Source organism: Citrobacter sp. Cu233 (assembly GCF_030332225.1).
GTDB lineage: Bacteria > Pseudomonadota > Gammaproteobacteria > Enterobacterales > Enterobacteriaceae > Citrobacter.
The window spans coordinates 1,021,395-1,044,978 of the sequence record NZ_JAOWIF010000028.1; the positions used below are offsets into that span (position 1 = coordinate 1,021,395).

The window sequence follows — 23,584 nt, forward strand, 5'->3', positions numbered from 1 at the left end:
CAGTTCACAACTCTGTCGTCCCTCGATTACGGTTCGTATTTTCGCATGATAGGCTTTTCAGATGACCCTTTCTGCTCTGGCCGCTGCGGACTACATGAAACTCAGATTGTCCTTTCAGGTAAAGCTGTTCCTCTCACTGGTGGCTTTTTCCTGCCTTCTGCTGGCGCTGCTTGGTGTATTGCTGTTTCACTTTATCGACCGCCAATTGCACCACGATTTGGGCCAACGCGCGCGAGTACAGGCCAGCGAAATTGCCCTGATTCCCGGCCTGGCAGAAAAAGTACAGCAGCGGGATATTCCCGGTATCGCACAACTGATTCAGCCACTGCGCGCCGAAAGCGACGCCAGCTATATTGTGATTGGTGATGCGCGCGAACAGCATCTTTACCACTCAGAATCCCCGGAGCGCCTTAACCTGCCGATGATCGGCGGCGACAATGCTGACGTACTGAAGGGCAAAACCATTATCACAGTGCGTAAGGGCGGGATCGGTGTCTCGTTACGCAGTAAGGCACCTATTTTCGATAGCCAGCATCAGGTCATCGGTATTGTCTCCGTCGGTTACCTCACCTCCTACATCGCCAATATCAACGCCCGCCTGCTGTGGCGCACCGGAATGTACGGCCTTGCCCTGCTGCTGCTGCTGTTTATTTTTTCCTGGTTACTGACCCGCACACTGAAAAAACAGATGTTCGGACTGGAACCAAAAGATATCGCCCAGTTGGTGCTACAGCAAAAGGCGTTACTGGAAGCCATGTACGAAGGTGTATTTGCGGTGAATGCCGATAAGCAGCTCATACTCATCAACCGCGCCGCCAGGGAAATGCTCAATATTCGCCAGAGTGAACAAGCGTTGCTCGGCAAGCCGCTGGATGAGGTGATTCAACTGCCACCGTCGTTTTTTGCGCCGGGCAATACCGCTTATGACAGCCGCCATCACGATCATATTACCGTCCTGAATCAACGGGAAACCATCGTCAACCGCGTGGCTATTGAAGTCGAGCCGGGAACCCAAAGCGGTTGGGTATTCAGCTTCCGCGATAAGAACGATATCAATACGCTCAGCAGCCAACTCAGCCAGGTGACCCGCTATGCCGATAACCTGCGCATCATGCGCCACGAGCAGCTCAACTGGACGGCGACGCTCGTCGGCTTGCTGCAAATGCAGCGCTATGACGACGCACTGCGTTATATCCAGGTACAGTCAGAGGGGGCCCAGCAGGTACTGGATTTCCTCTCCAGGCAGTTTGTCTCTCCGGCGCTGTGCGGCCTGCTGCTGGGGAAATATGTCGGTGCCCGCGAGAAAGGTGTTGAACTGATTTTCGACCCTGCCTGCCAGCTCTCGCGCCTGCCGGAAGGGCTGAGCGAAACAGAGCTGATGTCAGTAATTGGTAATCTGGTGGACAATGCTGTCGATGCCACGCTGAAAACGCCAGCCCGTACCGCGCCGGTGGAAGTGTATATATCGGATCGCAACCACGAACTGGTGATTGAAGTGGCTGACCGGGGCTGTGGCGTTGATGAGGCCATGAAGCCGCATATTTTTGAGCAAGGCTTCACCAGTAAACCCACCGACAGCAGCGAACTCACCGGTTCAGAACATGGTATTGGCCTGTACCTGGTCGCGGGCTACGTTCGCCGAGCCGGTGGCAGCATCGAAATGAGCGATAACATCCCGCAGGGTACCGTATTTTCGGTTTTCATCCCGTTCCAGATTTCACTTTCGACAGGACCTTCCCATGACTGATATCCGCCCTCTTGAGGTTGTTATTGTTGAAGATGAGCCGCATCTCGCACAGCTGCATCGGGAGTTTATTGAGCAAAACTTCCACCTGCGCATCGTGGGGATCGCCGGCTCGCTGGAACAGGCCCGCGAGCTGATCCTCCGTCATCGGCCACGTCTGCTGCTGCTCGACAACTATTTGCCGGACGGTCAGGGCGTTGAGCTTATTGATAGCCCGCTGCTCAAACAGTTTGAGTGCTCGGTGATATTCATCACCGCCGCCAGCGATATGCAAACCTGCAGCCACGCTATGCGCAGCGGCGCGTTTGACTACCTGCTAAAACCCGTGTTTTCCCACCGTCTGCGGGCATCGCTGGAGCGCTTTATGTTGCTGGTACACACTCTGCGTCAGGTGAAGGTTGTTGACCAACATGCACTGGATAAACTGTTCAATTTACCCGCGGGTGAGGCATCAACCCAGCCATCAACAAAGGGCATTGAACCTGCAACGCTTGAGCGGGTGAAGCGTATTTTCAGCGAACATCCGGACACCAGTTGGTCAGTCGAACAGGTGGTGGAAGACGCAGGGATCAGCAAAACTACGGGTCGCCGCTATCTGGAGTATTGCGTGGAAATTGGTTTTATTGTGATTGAGATTCAGTATGGAAATATTGGGCATCCCAGGCGGTTGTACCGGAAAGCCGATCGGGGATAAGTGCTTTATCGCAAAAATGAGGTGGATTAAGCGCTGCGCTCACGGTTTCTATGGTGTTAATTACCGAAACAACGTCAACAATCACATTTCCACCAGTCGGCTCTCTCCCCCCTCTTGTCTCTCCCCTTTCATCCGCTATGTTGACTTTTAGTTCCTCAAATGTAATTAAAAGGTTAATAATAATGGCGAACACATTCCGCATCTCTCTGATCTCTGCTGCTGTTTTCATGTCGTTTTCTGCCCTGTCCGCGCTGCCGCAGGGGTATCCGGCTGACTACCAAAAGGTGGTTGATGCCGCCACCAAAGAAGGCAAAGTCGTGGTTTACTCCACAACGGATACCAAAGCGGCGGGGCCGCTGATTCAGGGCTTTGAAGCCACCTATCCGGGCATCAAAGTTGAATATAACGATATGAACAGCACCGAGCTGTATAACCGTTATATCAGCGAACAGGCTGCCGGCGGCGGCAGCGGTGACGTCATCTGGAGCTCCTCCATGGACACCGCGATGAAGCTCGCGACCGACTATGCCATGGAGTATGTTTCAGCAGAGCAGAATCAGCTACCGAAATGGGCGGTCTGGCACAACAAAGCATACGGCACCACCTACGAGCCGGTGGTGTTTATTTACAACAAGCGCCTCATCCCGGCGAACGAGGTTCCGGATTCTCACGCCGCGCTGGCAAAGCTGATTGCAGGCCAGGTGGATAAATTCAAAAGCAAAGTCACCACCTACGATATCGAAAAATCCGGGGTTGGCTTCATGCTATCGGTGCTGGATTACAAGGCCGATCCGAACTACTTCAAAACATTGTCCGACGTGGCGAAAGGCGGGTTAGCCGTGCAATCGTCCACCGGTACTATGATGGAGAGGGTTTCATCGGGTGAAAATCTGATTGGTTATAATATCCTCGGCTCTTACGCCGAAGCGCGTGCCAAAAACGACCCGTCACTTGGGATCGCCTATCCGAAGGACTACACCCTGGTACTGTCACGAGTTTCTTTCATCAGCCAGCAGGCAGAACATAGCAATGCCGCCAAACTGTGGCTGGACTATGTGCTGTCTGAAAAAGGGCAAAACATCCTCGCCAACCAGGCCGATATTCCGTCTATTCGTAACGATATCGAAGGTAAAAATGACATCGACGGTATGACCAAAATGCTGGGTAGCGCGCTGAAACCGATCCCGGTTGATGAGTCATTACTTGAATACCTGCAACCGAAAAAACGTCTGGATTACATCAAACAGTGGCGTGAAGCCGCGGCCAAATAAGAGCCAGAACCGGGCGCACGGTTCACTGGTGCGCCTGGTACTCGTTTCCTGAATACGTGTTACCGGATCTCCGCTTATGAATGCATTACGCAGAAAGTGGCAAAGCTTGCCGCGTGGCATCGTCGTGCTGTTAACCGCGCTGGTTATCTACACGCCGTTGTCGTTCATCGTGATACAAAGCTTTTTGTCCGCGCCGTTCTTCTCGCCGGCAAAGGACTGGAGCCTTGAATCCTTTGGCTTTATTTTTACCGACCCTGACTTCTATAAGGCGCTGAAAAGCGGCTTTATTCTCGCATTCGGTCTGGTCATTATCGCCATTCCTCTGGGCGGCATACTGGCCTTCCTGATGGTACGTACCGACTTACCGGGTAGACGTCTGATTGAGCCGCTGATCCTGGTGCCTATTTTTGTTTCACCGATGGTGCTGGGTTTTGGCTATGTGGTGGCCGCAGGCCCGGTAGGCTTCCTGTCACTGTGGGCACAATCGCTGATTGGCTTCGTGCCGTGGAATATCTACGACATGTCGAGCATCGTGGTCATTGCAGGCCTGACACACGTACCGCACTCTTATCTGTATATCTCGTCAGCGCTGCGCAGCGTGAGCTCAGACGTGGAGGAAGCCGCGCGTATTTCCGGCGCTTCCCCGCTGCAGGTCATGACATCAGTCAGCCTGCCGATGGTTCGCCCATCTATTCTGTACGCCGTGGTGCTGTTATTTTTCCTTGGTCTGGAAGTCTTTGGTCTGATGCTGGTACTGGGCGATCCGGAAGGCAACATGGTGCTGGCGACTTACCTGTATCAGTTGACCAATAAACTGGGTACGCCGTCGTATCACCTGATGGCGGCAGTTGCCGTGGTACTAATCTGCCTGACCATCCCACTGGTAATGCTACAGCGTCGCCTGATGCGTACCGCTAACCGCTTCGTCACCATGAAGGGTAAAGCCTCGCAGGCCCGCGCGTTACCGCTGGGTAAATGGCGCTGGATAGCGGGTGCTGTGGTCGCGTTATGGCTGACCATCACCATTGGCGTACCGTTGATGGGCGTGGTGCTGCGTGCGTTTATCTCCAACTGGGGGGTGGGTGTGTCGCTGTGGGATGAGCTGTCCCTCAGCACCTTCCGTACCATCTGGGAACAGCCGAATCTGTTGCGGGCCATCGTCAACTCCATGGCGATTGGCGTGATCGGCGGCGCGCTGGCGGTAGGTTGTTATCTGTTTATCGGCATCGCGATGCACCGCAAGCCGGATAACACCACACGTTTTCTCGACTACAGTGTGCTGGTGCCCCGTGCAGTGCCGGGACTGCTCGCGGGTCTGGCGTTTCTGTGGGTGTTCCTGTTCTTACCGATGTGGCTCGATAACGCGCTGAAATCCGGCTGGTTATCCGGCATGCCGTGGTCGCAGTGGTTGCGAGACACGCTGATTGTCTGGCTGCGCTCGCTGCGTAGCACCATTTTCAGCGTCTGGCTGGCGTATACGGTGGTGTGGATGGCCTACGGTCTGCGCCTCATCTCCTCAACATTGCTGCAAGTAGGGCCAGAACTGGAGGAAGCGGCTCGCAGCACCGGTGCGACGCGTGGGCAGATTACCCGCCACGTTACCATTCCGCTTTCGCGGTATGGGCTGATTGGCTCATGGCTGCTGATGTTCCTGATCTTTGAGCGTGAGTATTCAACGGGCGTCTATCTGCTGTCGCCGGGCACGGAAACCATCGGTTCGATGCTGGTATCTCTGTGGGCGGCAGGTGCTATCGACATCGTCGCCGCACTCTCGTTTATCAATATTCTGTTGGTAGTGGTGGGCCTGGGTATTGCCCTTCGTTTTGGAGTGAAATTACATGATTGAATTATCGGTCGAGAACCTGCACTTAACCTACGGCGATAACCCGGTGCTAAAGGGTGTGACCATGGAGCTCAAACGGGGCGAAGTGGTTTCGTTACTGGGGCCGTCCGGGAGCGGTAAAACCACCCTCCTGCGCGCGGTGGCCGGGCTGGAAAAACCGACACAAGGGTCAATTACCATCGGCAACAACAAAGTCTACGACGGCACGCCGCGCAGCGAAATCCCAGCCGAAGAGCGTAACCTGGGGCTGGTGTTCCAGTCCTACGCCTTGTGGCCGCATAAAACCGTATTTGAGAATGTGGCCTACCCGTTAAAGTTGCGCAAAGTCCCCACCGCAGAGATCAACCAACGGGTACAGGGTGTGTTGGATCAGCTGGGCCTGGGACATCTGGGTAAGCGCCATCCGCATCAACTTTCTGGTGGCCAGCAACAGCGTGTAGCGATTGGCCGGGCGCTGGTTTATAACCCACCCGTGATCCTGCTCGATGAGCCGCTATCCAACCTTGATGCAAAACTGCGGGAAGAAGCGCGCGTATTCCTGCGTGAGCTGATTATTAATCTCGGGTTGTCCGCGCTGATGGTGACGCATGACCAGGGAGAAGCGATGTCGATTTCTGACCGCATTCTGCTGCTTAACAACGGCAAAATTGAACAACAGGGTACGCCGCAAGAGATGTATGGTTCCCCAAAAACGCTGTTCACCGCTGAATTTATGGGCAGCAACAACCGTCTGCATGGCAAAGTCACTGAAGTGCGTGACGGCAAGGCACGTATTGAAGGACGTGACTGGGTACTGTGGGGTCAGGCGGGTGACGGCGTTCAGGTTGGCCATGAGGGCACCGCGGTGATCCGCGTTGAACGTGTGGCGCTGGCCGACGAGCCAGGCGAAAACCAGTTGGCTCTCCCGTTGCTCACCAGCATGTATCTCGGTGACCGCTGGGAGTACTTGTTCCGCACCGTGGCTGATGATTTTGTCATCCGCGCCTACGGCAACGAAGTACGTGATCCGCAACACTGCCACCTGGCGTTACCCGAAAAACATGTTTGGGTGTTCCCAAAGTCCTGATGCCAGAAGGGAGCGGCTGTCGCTGCTCCTTTTTCTGGAGGAAGGATAGCGGTAATACAGATTTTCCTGTGCCTCGGTAACAACCAGCCGATCGTGCCGCTGGAGGCCGAGAGCCACCAAAGCACACCAGGCTAAATGTCCAAGATTGACGAAAGAAGAATCTTTGTTCATGAGCAAAAGAACCAACGTCATTAATGCTAAAAAAGGAAACGTCCCTTGATGGGACGTTTCCTGCCGATTACTCAAGGTCAGCGTGTCTCTTAAACATCGTGTCGCTGGTTTCGCCGAGCTGGGCCATCAGCTCAAGCACGATTGCGTCATAGGTGATAAAGCATAGCTGCTCAAAAGCCGAACCCATAGGCTGTGAAAAAGCACCGTCTTCACGATCGTTGTCTTCTTTCACGGTTCCAGGTAACACAAGAGTACTTTTGGCAAGTTTGCCGATTGTGGACTCCGCTTTCATTGTGACAAGCGCCACATCCACGTCACAGGCTACCGCCTTCTGCGCCAGGCTCACCAGACTGCCAGTCTCACCACTGCCGGAGCCAATAATAACCAGGTCGCCCGGTTTCGTATGAGGAGAAGAAATTTCGCCGACAACGCTTACCGAAAAACCGAGGTGGAGAAGACGGTTTGCAAAGCCGCGGATGGCGATGCCGCTACGACCCGCACCTTGCAGAAAGATATGTTTGGCATTCTTAATCTGTGAGACGAATTGGGCAGCCTGGGCATCATCAATCTTCATCGCATTTTGCTGCAGCTCGCTCAGGATATTTAAAGTATTTTGTTGAACACTCATGTGATTCCCTCCCTTTAAGCGATGGTACGGCCACCATCCATCAGGATGGTTTGCCCCTGGATGTACGAGTTATCTTTATCAGCCAAAAAGATTGCCAGGTTAGCCACATCATCAATGGTGCCAAGACGGCGCACCGGAATTTTTTCCAGAACAGCATCAAGATCGGCCTGGGTAGGATAATTGACGCGCATCATTTCGCCTGTATCAATCAGACGAGGAGCGATAGCGTTAACATTGACCCCCTTAGGCCCCAGTTCTTTTGCCAGACCACGAATCAATCCTTCACCGCCTGCTTTGCTGGCCGGGTAACTCACACCGCCGCCAGTACCGGAAAGCGCGGAGCCGGATGAGATATAAACGATAGATCCATGGTTGGTGGTGAAGTCGTCGTAAAATGCTTTAACTGTGTTAAACAGACCAGTAAGGTTAATTGCAATCGTTTTATTCCACTCTTCAAAAGTGATGTTATTAACCTTATTAGCAAACGCCACGCCAGCGTTTAATACCAAAATATCAATGCGTCCGAAGGTTTGAAAAACCTGCTCGCGAACGTTTTCCAAAGCTTTCGGATCGGATACATCGGTTTTAACGAATAAGGATTTAACATTATCGAAAGTTAACTCTTCGGCCGTCTTTGCCCCATTTTCTTCGTTATAATCGACAATGACAGTATGAGCTCCACGGTCTGCGAATTGCTTAGCAATTCCTTTACCGATTCCATGTGCCCCACCGGTTACTAGCGCGACTTTACCTTCAAAATTACTCATTTCACTATACTCCTCAAAATCTCATGACAAAGGGGGGGACAACTCCCCTTTCAGGTAATTGGTGATTTGATGAATGCCAATAATAGCGTGTAGGGTTACTGGGTTTATTTGGTACCAAACTTCTATTGGATCGCTGCTCTTAATGCCTGATAACTTTCTTTCGGTGAATCATTAAATAACGCGCCACCAACGACAATTAAATCAGCACCCGCTTCCTTCACCTTTTTAGCAATTTCAGCGTTAACGCCGCCATCAACTTCAATCTGAATGTTGCGACCAGCAACCATTTCTTTAGTATTACTGATCTTTTTCAGACTTTTTTCAATAAATGTCTGACCTGGCTGACCTGGATTAATAGTCATAATCAAAATATAATCAATATCATCCAAAAGGTATTCAATTACGTGTTCCGGAGTCCCCGGATTGAGTACTACACCGGCTTTGCGTCCGGCTTTCTTAATCTTCTGGATAATATAATGCACATGTGGAGTTGATTCATAATGAACTGAAATCATTTCCGCCCCGGTTTTAATAACATCATCGATATGTCTTTCCGGGTTTGCCAGCATCATATGCACATCGAATGTCATTGAACTGGCTTTTTTCATTGCCGCAATTTGGTTAGGACCAAAAGCAATATTGCTTACATAAGTTCCATCCATTAAATCAACATGCAGAATTTCTGTTTTTTCTGTTTCCAGAAACTGAATCTCTTCCTGCAAACGTAATATGTTCGCACCAAATACTGATGGTAAAATTTGTGCCATTTTAGTCAACTCCGTAAATTAATGAGTAACTGTGCTCAACCAGTAGGTCAGAATCTCCCATGGGCCGGTTAATACGAAGTCCGTACCCTGGCCATTCAGGCCGACGCCAGCACCGTTCAGGAACTGAGTTGCACCGGGCGCGACATATCCCCCCAGATACATAACTACCACACAGAACAGTAAGGTTGAGATAATTGAGCGAATAACGTTGCCGTTACTGACCATGACTGTCATGGTCGTCATGTAGATAATTGACATCAGCACGCCGATTGGGAATATCTGAATACCCGGTAAAACCAGCGCACAAAGCATTGTCAGAGGGATAGTAATAACGGTGACAGTAACCGTTGCTGGGTCGCCAAGCGCCAGGGCGCAGTCCATCCCGATATTCAGTTCCGCATCTTTACCCATTTGCTTTTGCATAATTTCTTTAGCACTCTTACCTATCGGGTTAAGTCCTTCCATAAGGACCCCAACTACTTTTGGCAACAGCACCATGACGCCAGCCACACCCATCGCCATTGGCACGATGGTTGTAATGGGTTGTTTGGTTAACAATCCCAGGAGACAACCGACAATCACGCCGATGATTGCGGGTTCACCGAATACGCCCAGTCGCTTCTGAACACTCTCTAAATCCACATCCAGCTTATTTAACCCCGGAATGAAATCGATAATTTTGTTCACAACCCATGCAAATGGAAGTGTCCATCCGATGTGGATCATTGTGGTACAGGTCGTCCCCTCCAGGCCGTAGTATTTCTGCCATCTGGGCGCAATAAGATCGCCAATAAACAGTGCAGCGACGCTCAGAGCCACGGCAACACCCAACCCAAGGAAAAAGCTGTCAAAGACGAAATACGCAAGAGCCCCCGGAACCAGGAAATGCATGTAGTTCCAGATGTCCACATTGAGAGTTTTGGTAAGCTTCAGACGAACCAGGATCAGGTTCAGGATAATGCCGATAGGAATAACCATTGCGGCAAATGGGGCAACCCACGCAGCTGCGCCAACGGCAGGCCATCCAATATCAGCCACGGTGAACCCACTGCCAATTTTCGAGTAATACGCAATTGCTGGCTGCAGGGCTGTGTTTAGCAGCCCAACCACCAGTCCCAGACCGATGAAACCGATACCTACAGTGATGCCAGATTTAATGGCGGCACCAATTTTCATTCGAAAAACCAGACCTAAAAGGAAAATAACAAGCGGCAATATTGCTGTTGCGCCCATGCTTGTAATAGTAAACATGATGCTTTTTAACATTTCCATTTAACCATCCCCCGTCTTTTTTAGACTTTAGCCTTTGGAAATTTCGCTTAACAGCTCACCTAATTTTTTACGCAGCGCGGCTTCGTTAATACCTGTAATAAAACCTGCGACGCTCATGTGCGGCTTACCAATATCACCTTTATAATTATTCGTCGTCAGGACCACATCAGCGCTTTGCATTTCGGAGGCCAGTTCGGACATGCTGCATTTATTAATCTTAAAGTTGGCAATACCGTATTCAGCACAAACCGATTTAACTTCATCAGCGGCAAGAGTGGAGGTTGCTACACCGCTTCCGCAGGCTACGAGAATAGTAATCATGGTAAGATCTCCGGGTAATTGTTATTTAATTATCGTGTTAATAAACAATGCCTTTGCTTCTTCAGCAGGAAGTTCCAGCATCTGGTGGTAAAAATCAGCTAGCTGAAGATGGTTAAACAACGCCTTCAACAATTGCAATTGATCCGCTGGCTGAGTAACAACCAGATTTACAACCAGGCGAACCCACAATTTTTCATCACCATCAGCCTGATTAACTTCTATTTCTTGAGGCAAACGGATGATATAAATCGCCGGGCTGATAGCGTGCTGGCTATCGCAATGTGGGATGGCGACAGCATAGCCATCAAGTAAAATTCCAGTAGGATAGTCGGCTTCACGATCACGCAACGCCTGGAGGTAAGTCTCTCTTACGATCCCATCGGCCTGATGTTTCTCGTGAATGTGCTCCAGCACTTCATCATACGTTTTGTATGCCGCCCCATCCGCGACACTGATAGAAATTGTACCCACTTAATTCTCCTCACCTCACCGAATGCTCATGTGAGCATCCAATTAATCACATGAGCAGTTATAGCACATCAGTGATTTGCTAAAATGGGGAGATTTCAAAAGTTATAGCTCGATCACACAAAATCACATAAGCGCATTACAACAAACGCTCATATGAGCAATGATTATCAGAAACCAATACGCATTTAACATGTAATATCATGATTATTATCGTATTTTAATGGTTTGCTTTATTCTGATGATTTTTTTGATGGCGATACATGAAATGCTCTTATGAGCATCGCGTCAGGTTGATGTTGTTTCTGCGGGACAACGGCACATGCTATGTACCGTTATTGGAATTATTGAATTTAAAATCAACAGGTTATTACTTTCGTATGCTTCGCAACCTCTGCAACACCGTCTTTATCAGCAATATCATTAGTGATTAGCGCGGTAATCTCAGACCAGTCGCAGATTTTAAATAAGCTGCTTCGCTGGAACTTAGTGTAATCGCCCAGGATATATTTCTTCTCGGAATGGGCAATGATCGTTCGATCCAGAAAGGCATCCGAGGAGGAGGGAGTGGATGGGCCTGTCATATTGTTGAAGCCGTCGGTGCCGATAAAACAGAGATCAACGTTAATATCATTAATCATTGACACAGCCCACCCGCCAAAAACAGAAGAGCTTTTCTTCCTCAGTTCTCCACCGAACAGAAAGATCTGGTTATCTGACTCTATCAGCACGCTGGCCACCGGCAGAGAATCGGTAAAAATTTTAAAGCCAGATTTCATGCACAATAGATTGGCCAGTTCAAAGTTAGAACTCCCTGTACCAATGATCATTGAGCTATTGGGGGGGATAAAGTCCAGCGCTTTCCTGGCTATAGCTTGTTTGAAGGTACTGTTTTCTTTTTCCCTGACCTGGAAAGGATGCTCGACAGCCCCCTGCTTTAAGGTTGCCCCTCCATGGCTTTTAACCAGCAGCCCTTTTTTTTCAAGATAGGTGAGATCTTTGCGGATAGTTTCATAAGTGACCTCATACTTTTTAGCAAGGTCGCTAACGTACACGGTACCCGCCGAAATAATCTCTTCAAGGATCAATTTTCTCCTTTCTTCAACCAGGTACATCCTTCCCCCTATAACCTTTCAACCCAATGCAATGAAGCGAATCATAACACAGAAGATGCAAACTAAAACAAACTCCAGGAGAAGACGAGTCGCCATGGCATGTGAACGGTCATTTGTGAGAACAACGGTCAAATAAAAATAAATTAATTTAAAATCAACTGATTAATAAAATCAAATCGGGTCACATCACTACAACCTGTAGATATCCCTTCCCTGAACCGCACTATAAAATTGGCATAAATTAGCTTTTATTTGCTTTTGTTGGTTTTTAATTTAATAAAAATCAATAAGTTACTAATTTTGTGATTTAGATCTCAGTTGACAACCAATATTTACCAACCTCATACTTGGCTTAAGTTCTTTATGACGGGTTAGTTGAGATGAAAACGAAAATTGCAATCGCATGTGATGATGTGGGATTTGATCGTAAGGAGGAAATTAAAAAATACCTCGAAGAAGAGAAAAATGCCGAGGTCGTGTACGATCCCGTTAAACGAAAAGAAGACGGTTTCAACAACTTCGCTCGTCTTGCGGATGAAATGGCGGGAGTTATTCAGCGGGACGAATGTCGCCTCGGTATCTACATTTGCGGAACTGGAATTGGCTTTACTTGCCAGATAAATAAGCACTGGGGGATTCGTGCTGTCGCCGTCACCAACCCCTACTCGGCCAAGCGAGCAAGACTCAGTAACAATGCGCAGGTGATTGGACTTGGCTGCAGAGTTAATGATCTTGAATACACAAAAATGATCATTGATGCCTGGTATGACAACGCGTTCGACTTTGCCACTGCAAGAGAAAATTCCAAAAAGAATCTACTGGAAGCAGAGCGCAATGACAACGCATTGCTGACGAAACCTGAAGATGTTCGATGGAATATGGGTTTCAGACCAGATGATGAGAAATCTGAGGGCTAATAAATGGAACTGATCACGCAGTTTATCAATGACCTGGGTAACTTTATTTTTATACCGGTCATCTTCCTTATACTGATGAAACTTCTGGGGCGTCCCCTGTCGGAATGTATTTCATCCGCCATTAAAGTCGGCATCGGTTTTATTGCATTAACAATGACCATCAAGCTGATGCTTGAAAAAATGCAGCCTGCTGTGACAGGACTTGCCGAGGCTACCGGCTCCTCGCTGAGCGCCATTGATGTTGGCGGCGCAGCCACCGCCGTAATGGGCTTTGGCTCAAGTATGGGGGCGATTATCATCCCTCTGTGTGTTGCGGTGAATATTGCCATGCTGGTAGCACGTCTGACGGACTGTGTAAACGTTGACGTATTTAACCTTCACCAGAATGCCTCAATGGGGGCGATCGTTGGAGTTTACTCCGGCAGCTTCCTTTACGGTGTTCTTACGGCTGCATTGTTCCATGTCTGGGCGCTTATTGCGGCTGACCTGGGTGCTAAAAACAACGAAAAATTCTTCAACCTTCCAAAAGGCGTTGCCATCTCCCACCCGGTTGCAAACACCTATTTGCTGTTCGCTTATCCGTTTAACTGGATATACGATCGCATCCCTGGATTCCGTAATCTGAACGTTACGGCGGAAAGCATTCAGAAACGCTTTGGTATCCTTGGCGATCCGACCATGGTTGGTTTCATTATTGGTATTCTTCTTGGCTTCTGTGGTTATAGTTGGGAATCTCCGTATCACACCATTATCGCCAGCCTGCAGTTGGGTATGTACCTTGCCGCTGTGATGCTCCTGCTGCCACGTATGACCTCAATCATGATGGAAGGTCTGGTTCCGCTGTCCAACGTGGCACGTAAGAAACTGGTTAAACGTTTCCCGGATCGTGAGATCACTGTCGGGATGGATACCGCACTGATTGTTGGTCATCCTTCAGTTATCGCGCCTGCACTGCTGCTGATCCCGGTCATTGTTATCCTCGCCGTTGTCCTTCCCGGCAACCGAGTGATGCCTCTGGGGGACCTCTCGCAGTTCGTATTCTTTATTGCGTGCATGGTACCTGTTTTTAATGGCAACATTATTCGTACCTGGGTGACCTCCATCATCCTGTTTGGCGGCGGCTTATACATCGCTTCCTGGATGGCCCCAGCAACGAATGAAGTGTTCCAGAAATTCGGCACCAATCCTGATGCCAGCGTGATGTACTCATCACTTAACCCGTCAGCTAACCCGTTCACCGGTCTCTTTGCTGGACTCAGCCATGTCGGCATCGCAGGCTATGCTCTCGCCGCTGTATTGCTGTTGTCCGTAGGCTACTTACTCAAACAGAAAGCGCGCCGTCAGCTGAAAACTGAGGCAGAAGAAACGGCTTAAAACTTCATAAGGTGATTGAAAATGAAAAAGATTTTAGTTGTATGTGGAAACGGTATCGCCTCTTCTTCCATTATGGTTTCTGTCCTGCAGGACTACCTGAAAGAACAGAATATCGAAGCGCAGGTAGATAAATCCTCATTGATGGCTTGTACCACTGACACGTTTAACAGTTATGACCTGATTGTTTCTTCAACCAAGCTGGATAACCCAGGCATCACTACTCGTGTGATTGTGGGAGCAGGCCTGTTAACGGGTCTCGGCGAAGATGAGATTTTTGATGCTGTTAAAGAAGAAATGCTTAACCAGGTGAAATGATGAAACTTGAGATTCTGGTAAATGACGTCGAGGGTACGATCGCTGACTGGCATGCAGCAATTGAGTTTGCAGGCCAGAAGCTTTTGGAAAAAGGCTATATCACTCCCGAGTATATTCAGGCCTGCCTGGAGCGTGAGAAGACTTATCCAACTGGTTTATTGATGGCGAACGGTCAGGGCATTGCCATCCCACATGCAGACTATACGCTGGTAAAAACCAACAGCATAAGCATTGTGCGTTTTGATAATGGAGTCGTGTTTGGTCAGATGGAAGATGCTGACCTCACAGTGGAATGCAGCATTATGTTTAATCTCGCATTCGCAACCAGCGATCAGCATATGTCTGTGCTGCGCCGCCTCTTTACGCTCTTCCAGGATATTTCGTTCATCGAGTCGTGCCGTAACCTTAAAACACACGAAGTCGGGAAATATGTTGAAGAGATGCTTGCCGCATCCTGATAAACAAAAGGCAGATATCCCCTATCTGCCTTTTTCAATAAAAAGAATGACCATCATGAAAAAGTACGCCCTCGTTTTGCACGAGCTATCCTCACTTGTGGATAAAATAGATGAGATAGAATTTAACTCACTCGTTGATTCTATTATCACTGCCGGTCATGTATTTCTTGCCGGTGCTGGACGTTCAGGGCAAATGATAAATGCTTTTGCCAACCGACTGATGCACCTTGGCCTGTCCGTCAGCGTGGTAGGAGAAATCAGTTCTCCACATTCTCGCAAAAACGACCTGATGATCGTTGGTTCAGGTTCCGGAGAGACCCAACGCCTGATCAACCAAGTGAAAATAGCAAAGAATAATGGCGTGTATATCGCGCTCATCACTACCGCACCAGATTCAACTCTGGCGACCCTGGCGGATCACGTACTCACGATCCCGGCAGGTTACAGCACCCAACCGATGGGCTCTCTTTTCGAACAGGCTTCCCTGCTGACCTATGACACTATTGTTCTGTCATTAATGGCCAATCTTAATGAAACGAGTCAGACGATGAAGGAACGCCACGCCGATATTGAATAATACCGGCATGGCGTAAAACGCTAGCGGCTATTAATCCAGAAGTTTAATAGCCGTATCAAAATCAGTAATCAGCACATTCAGAAGACCTGATTTGAGAGAGGCAACTATACCTTCATATTTTTCATCCCCCCCAGCCACACCAATCAGTTTCTTTGTAGCACGCAATTGATCTGTCGTAATTCCGAAACCCAGTCGGTTCAGCGGACTATCCAGAATTTCCCCTTTGCTATTTACCAGTGTTACGCATACATCAGCAGTAATGTCATGGCTTATTAAAGCCTCACGCCACGCTTCAGGGAATATATCGCATAGACTGGAAGAACCCGTTTTCCAGGCCCCAATGCCCGTAATAACGACATCCATATTTGAGTAAAATTTTTGCGTATCCTGAACAGCCTGATCGTCAGCGAGTTTCTGGGCTAAACTTTCGTCATCCACCCACATGGGGACATACATCGGGTGCGCTCTTCCGTGGGAAATTGCGGCAACTTTGTGTATTAGATCAATCGGTCCCTGACTAAACTCAATGCCAGGATGAACGCCAGAAAGCTGAACCACATCCAGAACAGGTAATGTCGTCAGTTGACTCACCGTACTTGAAAGAACCCGCCCCCAGGCCAGACCAAACTTCATACCTTCTTTGAGAATCTCACTCAAGTAGGTCGCCGTTATCCCTCCCAGCTTGACGTTTAATTGTTCCTGAGAAGACCAGGACTCGGAAACGGAAAGCACAACCGCATCCTGCAATCCGTATTTCTTACAAAGATTTTGCGCTATTTCCTCATCAAGAGCCTGCTGTTTAGGGAAGGTAAATTTTACATACTCTTGCGCAATGGCTTCATCAATCAGGCGTGCAACTTTGAAGCGAGACAGACCGAGCTCCTCTGCAATTTCTACTTTCGTCTTCATCTCGGAGAAGTAACGCTTAACAACAAGAGAATAGATAAAACGAGGATCGTTGTTGCGCAGCTTCGGATTTTTGTTCTCTTTTGGCATAGCGGTTATCCATACGTAACAGGAGGTATCATAAATTTGTTGAGCTATCCGCTCAGATGCAATACTCAAAAGAGTACACTTTTAGCCGCTCATCAGATACCTTTGCAGGAGGGGATTTTGTATTTTGTGATGTAAAACGCCCCGCCAATGTACGAATAGGATCACGGAAAAGACTCAGCGCAAAAATGTAACATGGCTGCCCAAAGAGTTTTTATTGCAAGTTTTTGCACATGCCAGTTCGTATTGTAAGTATCCCGCCAAAACGGTCCATTCACTTTTAGTGACCTTCCGACATGCTGATTATTTCACCTGCGTCGATAGCTGAACGTAACGTTCAATACCTGTTTTAGTCTCTCACAAGTGTGTATTTCCCTTTTCGAAAGCAACAGCCTTCCACGTAATGTTAAAGACCTCACCGGTACGGCAATCTGTCCAAAGAGTCAGACACTATATGGCTACCAGCAACGCTTAAGTCATTGTTGGCGAGTGAGATTCATCCACTAATAGAGATGCGATGAACATTCGCAAGGTTTGATTCAAATTCAGAGCGGGCACGTTATGCTCGCTATATCATATCATGCCAAACAAGTACGCCAGTAAGTACGCGAGAAAGGGGTTAGTGAGATTTGAGGGAAAGAAAAACTTATAACTATTTGATTTAAATGGTGCGATAATAGGAACCGATAAACAACATCAATACAATGATTTTATTGATAAAAATAAAATCGAAAAACATTCCTATACACACCACTATACACATTGACGGGTGCGTTCATTTTTCATACGAACTAATTAACAGAAAAAAACTTTTTTTTAGAAAAACTGTTCACACTGTTCACTAATGGTTTTTGTTTATAATATTCATTAACTTATGCGGTGAATGGTTGGTGAACAGTGAACACTTTACTGTTCACTTTTGCCGTTTTGCAGGTAAAAAAAGACCGGCGATTGCCGGTCAGAGTAAGTTATCTCGCTATGGGATCATCGCATTTCGGCAGCCAGTCGGCGTTGCTTTCTTCCCTGAGCGCCAGATTGGTCTGTATGCCCTGATTTTTCCGGCGCTTTTCATAGCTCAGCCCGTACTCTTTCAGCATGGCTGGCAGCCCCTTGCCGAACATGGTGAGGCTCAGGGTATTCCTGTAGCCGTGGGCTTCCATATACGCCAGATAGGCATGATACAGATACAGACGCGGCTGACGCGGTATGATGCTGGCATTGCCAATATACATACCCTCAGGCTCCGGCAGGGCTTCCAGATAGCCGCAAAAATCAAATGTCGGGTCGGCATCGCGCTTGATGCTGAGCGCCTCGTCGGAGTTCTGCTGTGACTGGAGCAGTGCGCGGGCAGTCATCGGATCGCTGAACTTCTGCATTAGCTGGCGCACAATCACGGCCAGCTCACGGGCGATTTTGTTCTTAAGCTGCGGGTCGCGTTCCTCCGGCGCAATCTGCTCCGGGAAATGCAGGATCACCCGGCGACGGGAAACACCGCCGCTGCGGTCAGTGAAGCGCATCGGGTTATTGTTCACGGCCAGAACCACCGCCGGAATATGGGTGGAGTACGCATCCTTGTATTTCGGGTCAACGGAGACCGCATCCCCGCCAGTGATGGCCTTGAGTCCTGCCCCGTCACCGCTCCACTTTTCCTGGTCAGGCAGGCGAATCAGCGAGAAGCCAATTAGCGCGGCACGTTCGCGCGGTGATTCCAGCGTTTCGATGGTGGCCGATGTGGCGTTATCTTCCCCGGCAAGCATGGTCGCAATTTCGGCCAGAATACTTTTCCCGCTGCCACCCGGCCCGGTCACTTCGAGAAAGAGCTGCCAGTCGTAGCGGTTCGCCAGCACCATAAACAGCGCGGCCAGAATCACGTCGCGTTTTTCCGGTCTGCCACCGGCGGCGCGGTCGAGCCAGCGCCAGAAATCCGGGGCGTGAGTTTCCAGCGTTTCACCCTCGACCGGCGGGGTAAAATCGACATCACAGAGCGTGCGCAGCCAGTGTGATTTATGGTGAGGGTTGAATGTGCCGGTGGCGGTATCGAGTACGCCGTTGCGAAAACCAATCAGACGGCGCGCCGGGGCGTCCTGCTGCGGAATAATCAGTTTCAGGGTCTCCACAACTGAGGCGATTTTCCCCGACGAGAACGGCGCGCGCAGACGCTGGAACAATCCGGCCACATCGCGGGCAAAATCCGACGGTGGAATGATTTTCCATATCCCGGCCTCATAGCGGGACAGGAGCTGGCCGTTCGCGTCCACGGCCAGCGCTTCGCCGTAATGTTCATGCACCCGCATTGCCTTTTCACTGGTGCTCATGGCGGTAAATTCCGCCTCACTCATGGTAGTGAAAGGACTGTCAGCCGGTGGCCGGATGGCGTCATAAATGGCTTTCCGCGTGGCCTCCTCTCCTTTCTCTATAAACGCATCATTCCAGTCACCGAACACCGGCGGCAGGGCGACAATGCCTTCACAGGCTTCTGCGGCCGCCGCGGCTTTGTTCTGGCCGTCACCGTTAAGGTCACGGTCGGCGGCGAGCACAATCTGACAGGCCGGGTGTTTCTGACGGGCAAGGCTCGCCAGAGAAAGGAGGTTCACGGACGACAGCGCCACCATAACGGTTTCGCCGGTCAGGTGATGCACGGTGAGCGCGGTCGCATAACCCTCCGCTATCCACAGGCGTTTTCCGGCCTGTTTTTTCCCTTCGATGGTATGGCTCGCTCCTTTTACCGCCCCGCCTTTCAGGGTGCGTTTGAGACCGTCAGAATTAATAAGCTGAACGTTAACCAGTGCCCCGGCATCGTCATACAGCGGGACAACCATATCACCGGCGCGGAACGTCACGCCGCCGGTTTTGTGTGTGGCCGTCAGCATGACACACTCATGACCGGGGAATCCCTTGCGGGTGAGGTAGGCGTTGCCGCTGGCCGTGCGGGTTTTCTCCATGAGCTTAACGGCCAGCCCGGCCGCCGCTTTGCGGTCAGCATCGGTTTCAGCTTCTGCGGCCGCAATCACTTCCGGGGCGACCGGCGACAGATTTCCGGTGACGGCATTCACCTTTTGGGCGGCCTCAGAGGCAGATACATCGAATACCTTCTCAATCAGTTTCAGTCCGTCACCCGCGCCGCACTGGTTACAGAACCACGTCCCCCGCCCCTCTTTGTCATCGAAGCGGAAGCGGTCAGAGCCGCCGCACACCGGGCAGGACTGATGGCGGTTTTTAATCACCTTCACACCCAGCGCCGGGAGGATACGCGGCCAGTGGCCGCACGCCTGTTTTACGGTTTCCGTTACGTTCATTTTCATGGTTATTTTCTCCCTCAGTGCAATACAGGCGATGTGATATGACGGGCGCAAAGTTCATCCATCACCGCGAGCCCGAGAAAGGACAGTGAGGGCGCGGCCTTGAGTGGTCCGGCTTCCATTAAATCTTCCAGCAGTGCGCAGGCAATCTGACGGCCTTTTTCCTCACCGTGCTGACGCAGATAGAAACCCTCCAGCTCGGCGGCAATGGCGCTTTCCAGTGCATCGAGGGTGAGGTAGGGATAGCGGTGCTGACGCTCGCATACCGTCAGCCATGCACAGGCCACGGCGCGACGATACAGCGCGGCGCGTAATACGGGGGGTAATGGCTTTTTCATACATTCCCTTCCCCGGTCAGCCACTGCTGATTGCAGCGTTCGACCACACCGTCGAGCTGGGCGGTCATGAGGTAAATCACGGAGGTGAGCTGTGACTGCTGCACCGGGTCACGCCTGACGGTCGCACAGTCCTGCACCTGCATCAGCTCATTGACGAGCTGGCCGATGTTGCGCATGTGCTCAAGGCATTCGAGGTCACGGGCGGTAATGGTGGTGTGTTTCATGCGCGCACCTCCGCAACCGGCAGGCGGCCAGCGAACGAGAGGACGTAATCGCGAACGAGGGAAAGCCGTGCGGCGTGTTCATCACCGGCAACAGTGCGGAGCATACAGATACGGGGTTTACGGTCTGCACGACGAACGGCGGCAAACACAAAGACAAACTGCGGGTGTGACGGAGTGAGGGTCGTAGCCATAGGGGCAACCTCCTTGAAGTAGCGGTTATTGCCACCACCGGAGTTCCTACGCTCATGGGTGGTGACCCGAACGGGGGTAGGAATACCGGCCTTCAAGGAAACCGGCCAGCCCGAAGGCTGCCCCGCCCGGACCACCATTATCTGACAGGGGCTAAGGTATAAGCACCACAGCCCGAAAAATGGGTGTGCCTGAGCAACGACATAAAAAAAGACGCATGGCGCGTCTGGTGTCGCCTTGAAGTAACTCGGGTTCCTACGCCCGGCTGCCGATTTTGCGACAGCGGGGAAACTATACCTGGAAACGGCGAAAAGAAGCAAGCCAGAAAAAGGGACGGTTTGCTGAACGGTCATCATCATGCGTCATAGCCCCGGTTGCGTTCGGCAATACGATCTGCCATCCATGCGGTGATTTCAGACTGCGCCCACGCCACGTTTTTACCGCCCAGGCTGATTTGTTTCGGGAAAGCCTCGCGGCTGATGAGGTCGTAAATGGTCGACCGGGACAGGCCGCACAGATGCATCACTTCGGGCAGACGGATAAAGCGCTCATGAACGGTATCAGAGACCGGCATCAGCGGCGCGGCAGGGGCAGAAGACGGGGAAGAAAAAGCGGTGTGCATCGGGCTACCTCACAAAGTCCATACAGTGCCGGTCGTGTCCGTCCGGCTTCGGGTAGCTCTCTATTTTGTGAATATTTTCCCTCAGGGCAACAAGTCTTTCTATAGCTCCTCGTCACACAACAGAGCGATTTTTAAACAATGGCAAACGCTGGCAAACAGATGCAAATCAATGCATTACATTGCAGTAACTTTAAGTACTTTCACTTATATATTTCCTCATAATTAATCGGAAAAAAGACTAAATCCGACACCCCAGGCAAAAAGCAAAATGTGAACAGTAGTGAACAGTCGGTGAACAGTTACATCCTCAACTGTTCACCCTTTATCTTACTGTATTACTTATCTTTTTCTTTTCAGTGAACAGTAGTGAATAGTTATAAGTAAAAAAACAAACAGTGAGTAAGGTTTTCCTGAGACCTTTCTCTGGCCAGCCGGGTTTTAAGGTCTGTTTGTGCCATTTTTGCCACAACGGCAATGAATCGTGTTGTTGTGTCTGGCGCGGCAGAATCTCCTCAGGTTGAAACGAAGAGGAGACCCGACATGACTCAGACCGCTGTTATTCCCGACTACCTTAAACCTGCAATGGAACGCCTTGAGACTGCCCGCTCGGCGCATCTCGTCAATGCCAGCCGTATGGATGAAACCACGACGGCCATCAGCCAGGTGCAAACGCAAAAAAAGGAACTGGAGCAGGAAAACGGCAATGATTCCGGCGCATGGCGCGCCGCCTTTCGTGCCGGTGGTGCTGTCATTACCGACGAGCTGAAACAACGCCATCTGGCGCGCGTGGCACGGCGGGAACTGGCGCAGGAATGTGACAGCATGAACGAGGTACTGTCTTTTGAGCTGGACAGGCTCAAAGGAGCCTGTGACCGCACGGCCAGAGCATACCGTCAGGCACATCACGGCGTCCTCAGTCAGTATGCAGAGCATGAACTTGATGCTGCCCTGCGTGAAAGCTGCAGTGCCCTCATCAGAGCAATGAAACTCAACATACTGGTTCTGAATAATCCGCTTGCTAATACGACCGGGCATCAGGGATATATCGAACCGGAAAAAGTTGTAATGCAGCAGGTGAAAGCGTGGCTTGAACAGGCCGTAAAGGGCTGCAATATCCGTCTGACCGATGAACCGGTGCTGTTTAAAACAGGGCTGTCGGCTTCCACACTGCCGCATATGGAACATGACGTTGCGACCACGCCCGGTCAGCGAAAAGTCTGGCAGGAAAAAATGCGGGAACGTGAAGCTGACCTGAAAGCACGGGGGTTATTGTCATGATGCGCTGCCCTTTCTGCCGCACGGCGGCACACGTTCGCACCAGCCGCTATATGTCTGACAGCGTCAAAGAGAGTTACCTGCAGTGCCAGAATGTGCACTGCTCGGCGACATTCAAAACGCATGAGTCCATCTTTGAAGTGATACGTTCGCCGGTCGTCGATGAGAAACCCGCGCCGGTGCCGACAGCCCCCGTGGCACCCCGTCGGGTAAAAGGCTGCTACAGCTCGCCGTTCCGCCATTAATCAGGAGAGACAACCCGTGACCACTCTGACCTTACAGCAGGCCTATGACGCCTGTCAGACGAACAAAACCGCGTGGCTGAACCGTAAAACCGAACTGGCCGCCGCAATGCAGGAATATCAGGAATTATTGCTGGATGACAATGTATCAGGCTCCCGCAGATTACCGATGCTGCGTGACCTGATTGACGTAAAAAAATGGGAAGTTAATCAGGCCGCCGGTCGCTACATCTTCTCGCACGAGGAGGTGCAGCGCATCAGCATCCGTAACCGGCTGCATGATTTTATGCAGCAGAACGGCGCAGAGCTGGCCGCCGCACTGGCACCGGAGCTGATGGGGATTAAAAACCAGCCCGCGATGATAAAAAATCGCGCGCTTGACCGTTCAGTCGCTTACCTGAGGGAAGCTCTTTCCGTCTGGCTGACCGCTGGAAATGACATTAATTATTCTGCACAGGATAAAGATATTTTAACGGCCATCGGATACAGGCCTGACGCGCCTTCGCGGGATGATAATCGTGAAAAATTCACCCCTGCACAGAACATGATTTACACCCGTCGACGCGCCGGACTGGCCGCGCAGTAGCCTGTCAAAAAATCCCCGTAAATCCCGCTATTTTTAACGAAATAAGCC

General features: G+C 50.5%; 26 protein-coding genes. 13 read left to right on the forward strand and 13 right to left on the reverse strand.

Going from position 1 to position 23,584, the window contains the following annotated elements; genetic code table 11:
* Positions 1-94: 94 nt before the first annotated feature.
* The 5 genes from OGX95_RS05580 (at position 95) to OGX95_RS05600 (ending at position 6,618) form a co-directional block, all read left to right on the forward strand.
* On the forward strand, positions 95-1,747 hold the full coding sequence (locus tag OGX95_RS05580) for an ATP-binding protein (protein ID WP_286628705.1): 1,653 nt from the start codon (positions 95-97) through the stop codon (positions 1,745-1,747).
* Positions 1,740-2,438 carry a response regulator gene (locus tag OGX95_RS05585; RefSeq protein ID WP_137384444.1) on the forward strand — a complete coding sequence of 233 codons (699 nt, stop codon included), beginning with the start codon at positions 1,740-1,742 and terminating at the stop codon, positions 2,436-2,438. The genes OGX95_RS05580 and OGX95_RS05585 overlap by 8 nt, the downstream gene beginning before the upstream one ends.
* A gap of 182 nt (positions 2,439-2,620) precedes the next feature.
* Positions 2,621-3,709, forward strand: coding sequence for an ABC transporter substrate-binding protein (locus tag OGX95_RS05590; protein WP_286628629.1), 1,089 nt, complete (start codon positions 2,621-2,623; stop codon positions 3,707-3,709).
* A gap of 76 nt (positions 3,710-3,785) precedes the next feature.
* The gene (locus OGX95_RS05595) at positions 3,786-5,555 is read left to right on the forward strand and encodes an ABC transporter permease (protein WP_286628630.1); all 1,770 of its coding nucleotides are present in this window, start codon (positions 3,786-3,788) and stop codon (positions 5,553-5,555) included.
* Positions 5,548-6,618 carry an ABC transporter ATP-binding protein gene (locus OGX95_RS05600; RefSeq protein ID WP_286628631.1) on the forward strand — a complete coding sequence of 357 codons (1,071 nt, stop codon included), beginning with the start codon at positions 5,548-5,550 and terminating at the stop codon, positions 6,616-6,618. Before OGX95_RS05595 ends, OGX95_RS05600 begins: the two co-directional genes overlap by 8 nt.
* A 238-nt stretch (positions 6,619-6,856) precedes the next feature.
* Here the strand turns inward: OGX95_RS05600 and hxlB (OGX95_RS05605) are convergent, their stop codons facing one another.
* The 7 genes from hxlB (OGX95_RS05605) to OGX95_RS05635 form a co-directional block, all read right to left on the reverse strand.
* On the reverse strand, positions 6,857-7,417 hold the full coding sequence (gene hxlB, locus OGX95_RS05605) for a 6-phospho-3-hexuloisomerase (protein ID WP_286628632.1): 561 nt from the start codon (positions 7,415-7,417) through the stop codon (positions 6,857-6,859).
* A gap of 14 nt (positions 7,418-7,431) precedes the next feature.
* A complete protein-coding gene (locus tag OGX95_RS05610) occupies positions 7,432-8,184 on the reverse strand; it encodes an SDR family NAD(P)-dependent oxidoreductase (RefSeq protein WP_286628633.1) in 753 nt (250 codons plus the stop codon).
* Between the two features lie 122 nt (positions 8,185-8,306).
* Entirely contained in the window at positions 8,307-8,951 is a 645-nt protein-coding gene (gene rpe / locus OGX95_RS05615; protein ID WP_286628634.1) for a ribulose-phosphate 3-epimerase, read from the reverse strand.
* Between the two features lie 18 nt (positions 8,952-8,969).
* Positions 8,970-10,223 (reverse strand): PTS transporter subunit IIC, encoded by a 1,254-nt coding sequence (locus OGX95_RS05620; protein ID WP_286628635.1) that lies wholly within the window; start codon positions 10,221-10,223, stop codon positions 8,970-8,972.
* 27 nt (positions 10,224-10,250) lie between these two features.
* The gene (locus tag OGX95_RS05625; RefSeq protein ID WP_000628511.1) at positions 10,251-10,544 is read right to left on the reverse strand and encodes a PTS sugar transporter subunit IIB; all 294 of its coding nucleotides are present in this window, start codon (positions 10,542-10,544) and stop codon (positions 10,251-10,253) included.
* 21 nt (positions 10,545-10,565) lie between these two features.
* A complete protein-coding gene (gene gatA, locus OGX95_RS05630; protein WP_286628637.1) occupies positions 10,566-11,015 on the reverse strand; it encodes a PTS galactitol transporter subunit IIA in 450 nt (149 codons plus the stop codon).
* Positions 11,016-11,371: 356 nt separating this feature from the next.
* On the reverse strand, positions 11,372-12,127 hold the full coding sequence (locus tag OGX95_RS05635) for a DeoR/GlpR family DNA-binding transcription regulator (RefSeq protein WP_286628638.1): 756 nt from the start codon (positions 12,125-12,127) through the stop codon (positions 11,372-11,374).
* A 380-nt stretch (positions 12,128-12,507) separates the two neighbouring features.
* Between OGX95_RS05635 and OGX95_RS05640 the strand changes: the two genes are divergently transcribed.
* From OGX95_RS05640 to hxlB (OGX95_RS05660), 5 genes are read left to right on the forward strand one after another with little or no spacing between them, the layout of a single operon-like run.
* The gene (locus OGX95_RS05640) at positions 12,508-13,044 is read left to right on the forward strand and encodes an RpiB/LacA/LacB family sugar-phosphate isomerase (RefSeq protein WP_286628640.1); all 537 of its coding nucleotides are present in this window, start codon (positions 12,508-12,510) and stop codon (positions 13,042-13,044) included.
* A 3-nt stretch (positions 13,045-13,047) separates the two neighbouring features.
* Complete coding sequence (locus OGX95_RS05645) at positions 13,048-14,418, forward strand: PTS galactitol transporter subunit IIC (protein ID WP_286628641.1); 1,371 nt, start codon at positions 13,048-13,050, stop codon at positions 14,416-14,418.
* A 21-nt stretch (positions 14,419-14,439) separates the two neighbouring features.
* Positions 14,440-14,733: a PTS sugar transporter subunit IIB gene (locus OGX95_RS05650; RefSeq protein WP_062938225.1), complete on the forward strand. Its 294-nt coding sequence runs from the start codon at positions 14,440-14,442 to the stop codon at positions 14,731-14,733.
* On the forward strand, positions 14,733-15,191 hold the full coding sequence (locus OGX95_RS05655; protein ID WP_286628707.1) for a PTS sugar transporter subunit IIA: 459 nt from the start codon (positions 14,733-14,735) through the stop codon (positions 15,189-15,191). Before OGX95_RS05650 ends, OGX95_RS05655 begins: the two co-directional genes overlap by 1 nt.
* Before the next feature lie 55 nt (positions 15,192-15,246).
* Positions 15,247-15,768, forward strand: coding sequence for a 6-phospho-3-hexuloisomerase (gene hxlB, locus OGX95_RS05660; protein ID WP_286628708.1), 522 nt, complete (start codon positions 15,247-15,249; stop codon positions 15,766-15,768).
* Between the two features lie 30 nt (positions 15,769-15,798).
* Here hxlB (OGX95_RS05660) and OGX95_RS05665 read toward each other — a convergent pair whose 3' ends face one another.
* The 6 genes from OGX95_RS05665 to OGX95_RS05695 form a co-directional block, all read right to left on the reverse strand.
* On the reverse strand, positions 15,799-16,764 hold the full coding sequence (locus OGX95_RS05665) for a sugar-binding transcriptional regulator (RefSeq protein ID WP_286628642.1): 966 nt from the start codon (positions 16,762-16,764) through the stop codon (positions 15,799-15,801).
* Between the two features lie 965 nt (positions 16,765-17,729).
* Positions 17,730-20,063, reverse strand: coding sequence for a primase-helicase zinc-binding domain-containing protein (locus OGX95_RS05675; protein ID WP_032674221.1), 2,334 nt, complete (start codon positions 20,061-20,063; stop codon positions 17,730-17,732).
* A gap of 14 nt (positions 20,064-20,077) precedes the next feature.
* Positions 20,078-20,398 carry a DUF5375 domain-containing protein gene (locus tag OGX95_RS05680; RefSeq protein WP_021563885.1) on the reverse strand — a complete coding sequence of 107 codons (321 nt, stop codon included), beginning with the start codon at positions 20,396-20,398 and terminating at the stop codon, positions 20,078-20,080.
* A complete protein-coding gene (locus tag OGX95_RS05685; RefSeq protein ID WP_002444348.1) occupies positions 20,395-20,622 on the reverse strand; it encodes a hypothetical protein in 228 nt (75 codons plus the stop codon). Before OGX95_RS05685 ends, OGX95_RS05680 begins: the two co-directional genes overlap by 4 nt.
* Positions 20,619-21,170, reverse strand: a complete 552-nt coding sequence (locus OGX95_RS05690; RefSeq protein WP_034920516.1) for a host cell division inhibitor Icd-like protein — start codon at positions 21,168-21,170, stop codon at positions 20,619-20,621. Before OGX95_RS05690 ends, OGX95_RS05685 begins: the two co-directional genes overlap by 4 nt.
* The gene (locus OGX95_RS05695; protein WP_000556587.1) at positions 21,167-21,433 is read right to left on the reverse strand and encodes a helix-turn-helix transcriptional regulator; all 267 of its coding nucleotides are present in this window, start codon (positions 21,431-21,433) and stop codon (positions 21,167-21,169) included. The genes OGX95_RS05690 and OGX95_RS05695 overlap by 4 nt, the downstream gene beginning before the upstream one ends.
* Before the next feature lie 540 nt (positions 21,434-21,973).
* Here OGX95_RS05695 and sid point away from each other — a divergent pair.
* Genes sid through OGX95_RS05710 form a run of 3 tightly spaced genes read left to right on the forward strand, consistent with a single transcriptional unit; the run spans position 21,974 to position 23,536 of the window.
* Entirely contained in the window at positions 21,974-22,711 is a 738-nt protein-coding gene (sid, locus tag OGX95_RS05700; RefSeq protein WP_002444335.1) for a capsid size-determining scaffold Sid, read from the forward strand.
* Entirely contained in the window at positions 22,708-22,953 is a 246-nt protein-coding gene (locus tag OGX95_RS05705; protein WP_000984205.1) for an ogr/Delta-like zinc finger family protein, read from the forward strand. Before sid ends, OGX95_RS05705 begins: the two co-directional genes overlap by 4 nt.
* 16 nt (positions 22,954-22,969) lie before the next feature.
* The gene (locus OGX95_RS05710) at positions 22,970-23,536 is read left to right on the forward strand and encodes a phage polarity suppression protein (protein WP_103849113.1); all 567 of its coding nucleotides are present in this window, start codon (positions 22,970-22,972) and stop codon (positions 23,534-23,536) included.
* Positions 23,537-23,584: the final 48 nt, after the last annotated feature.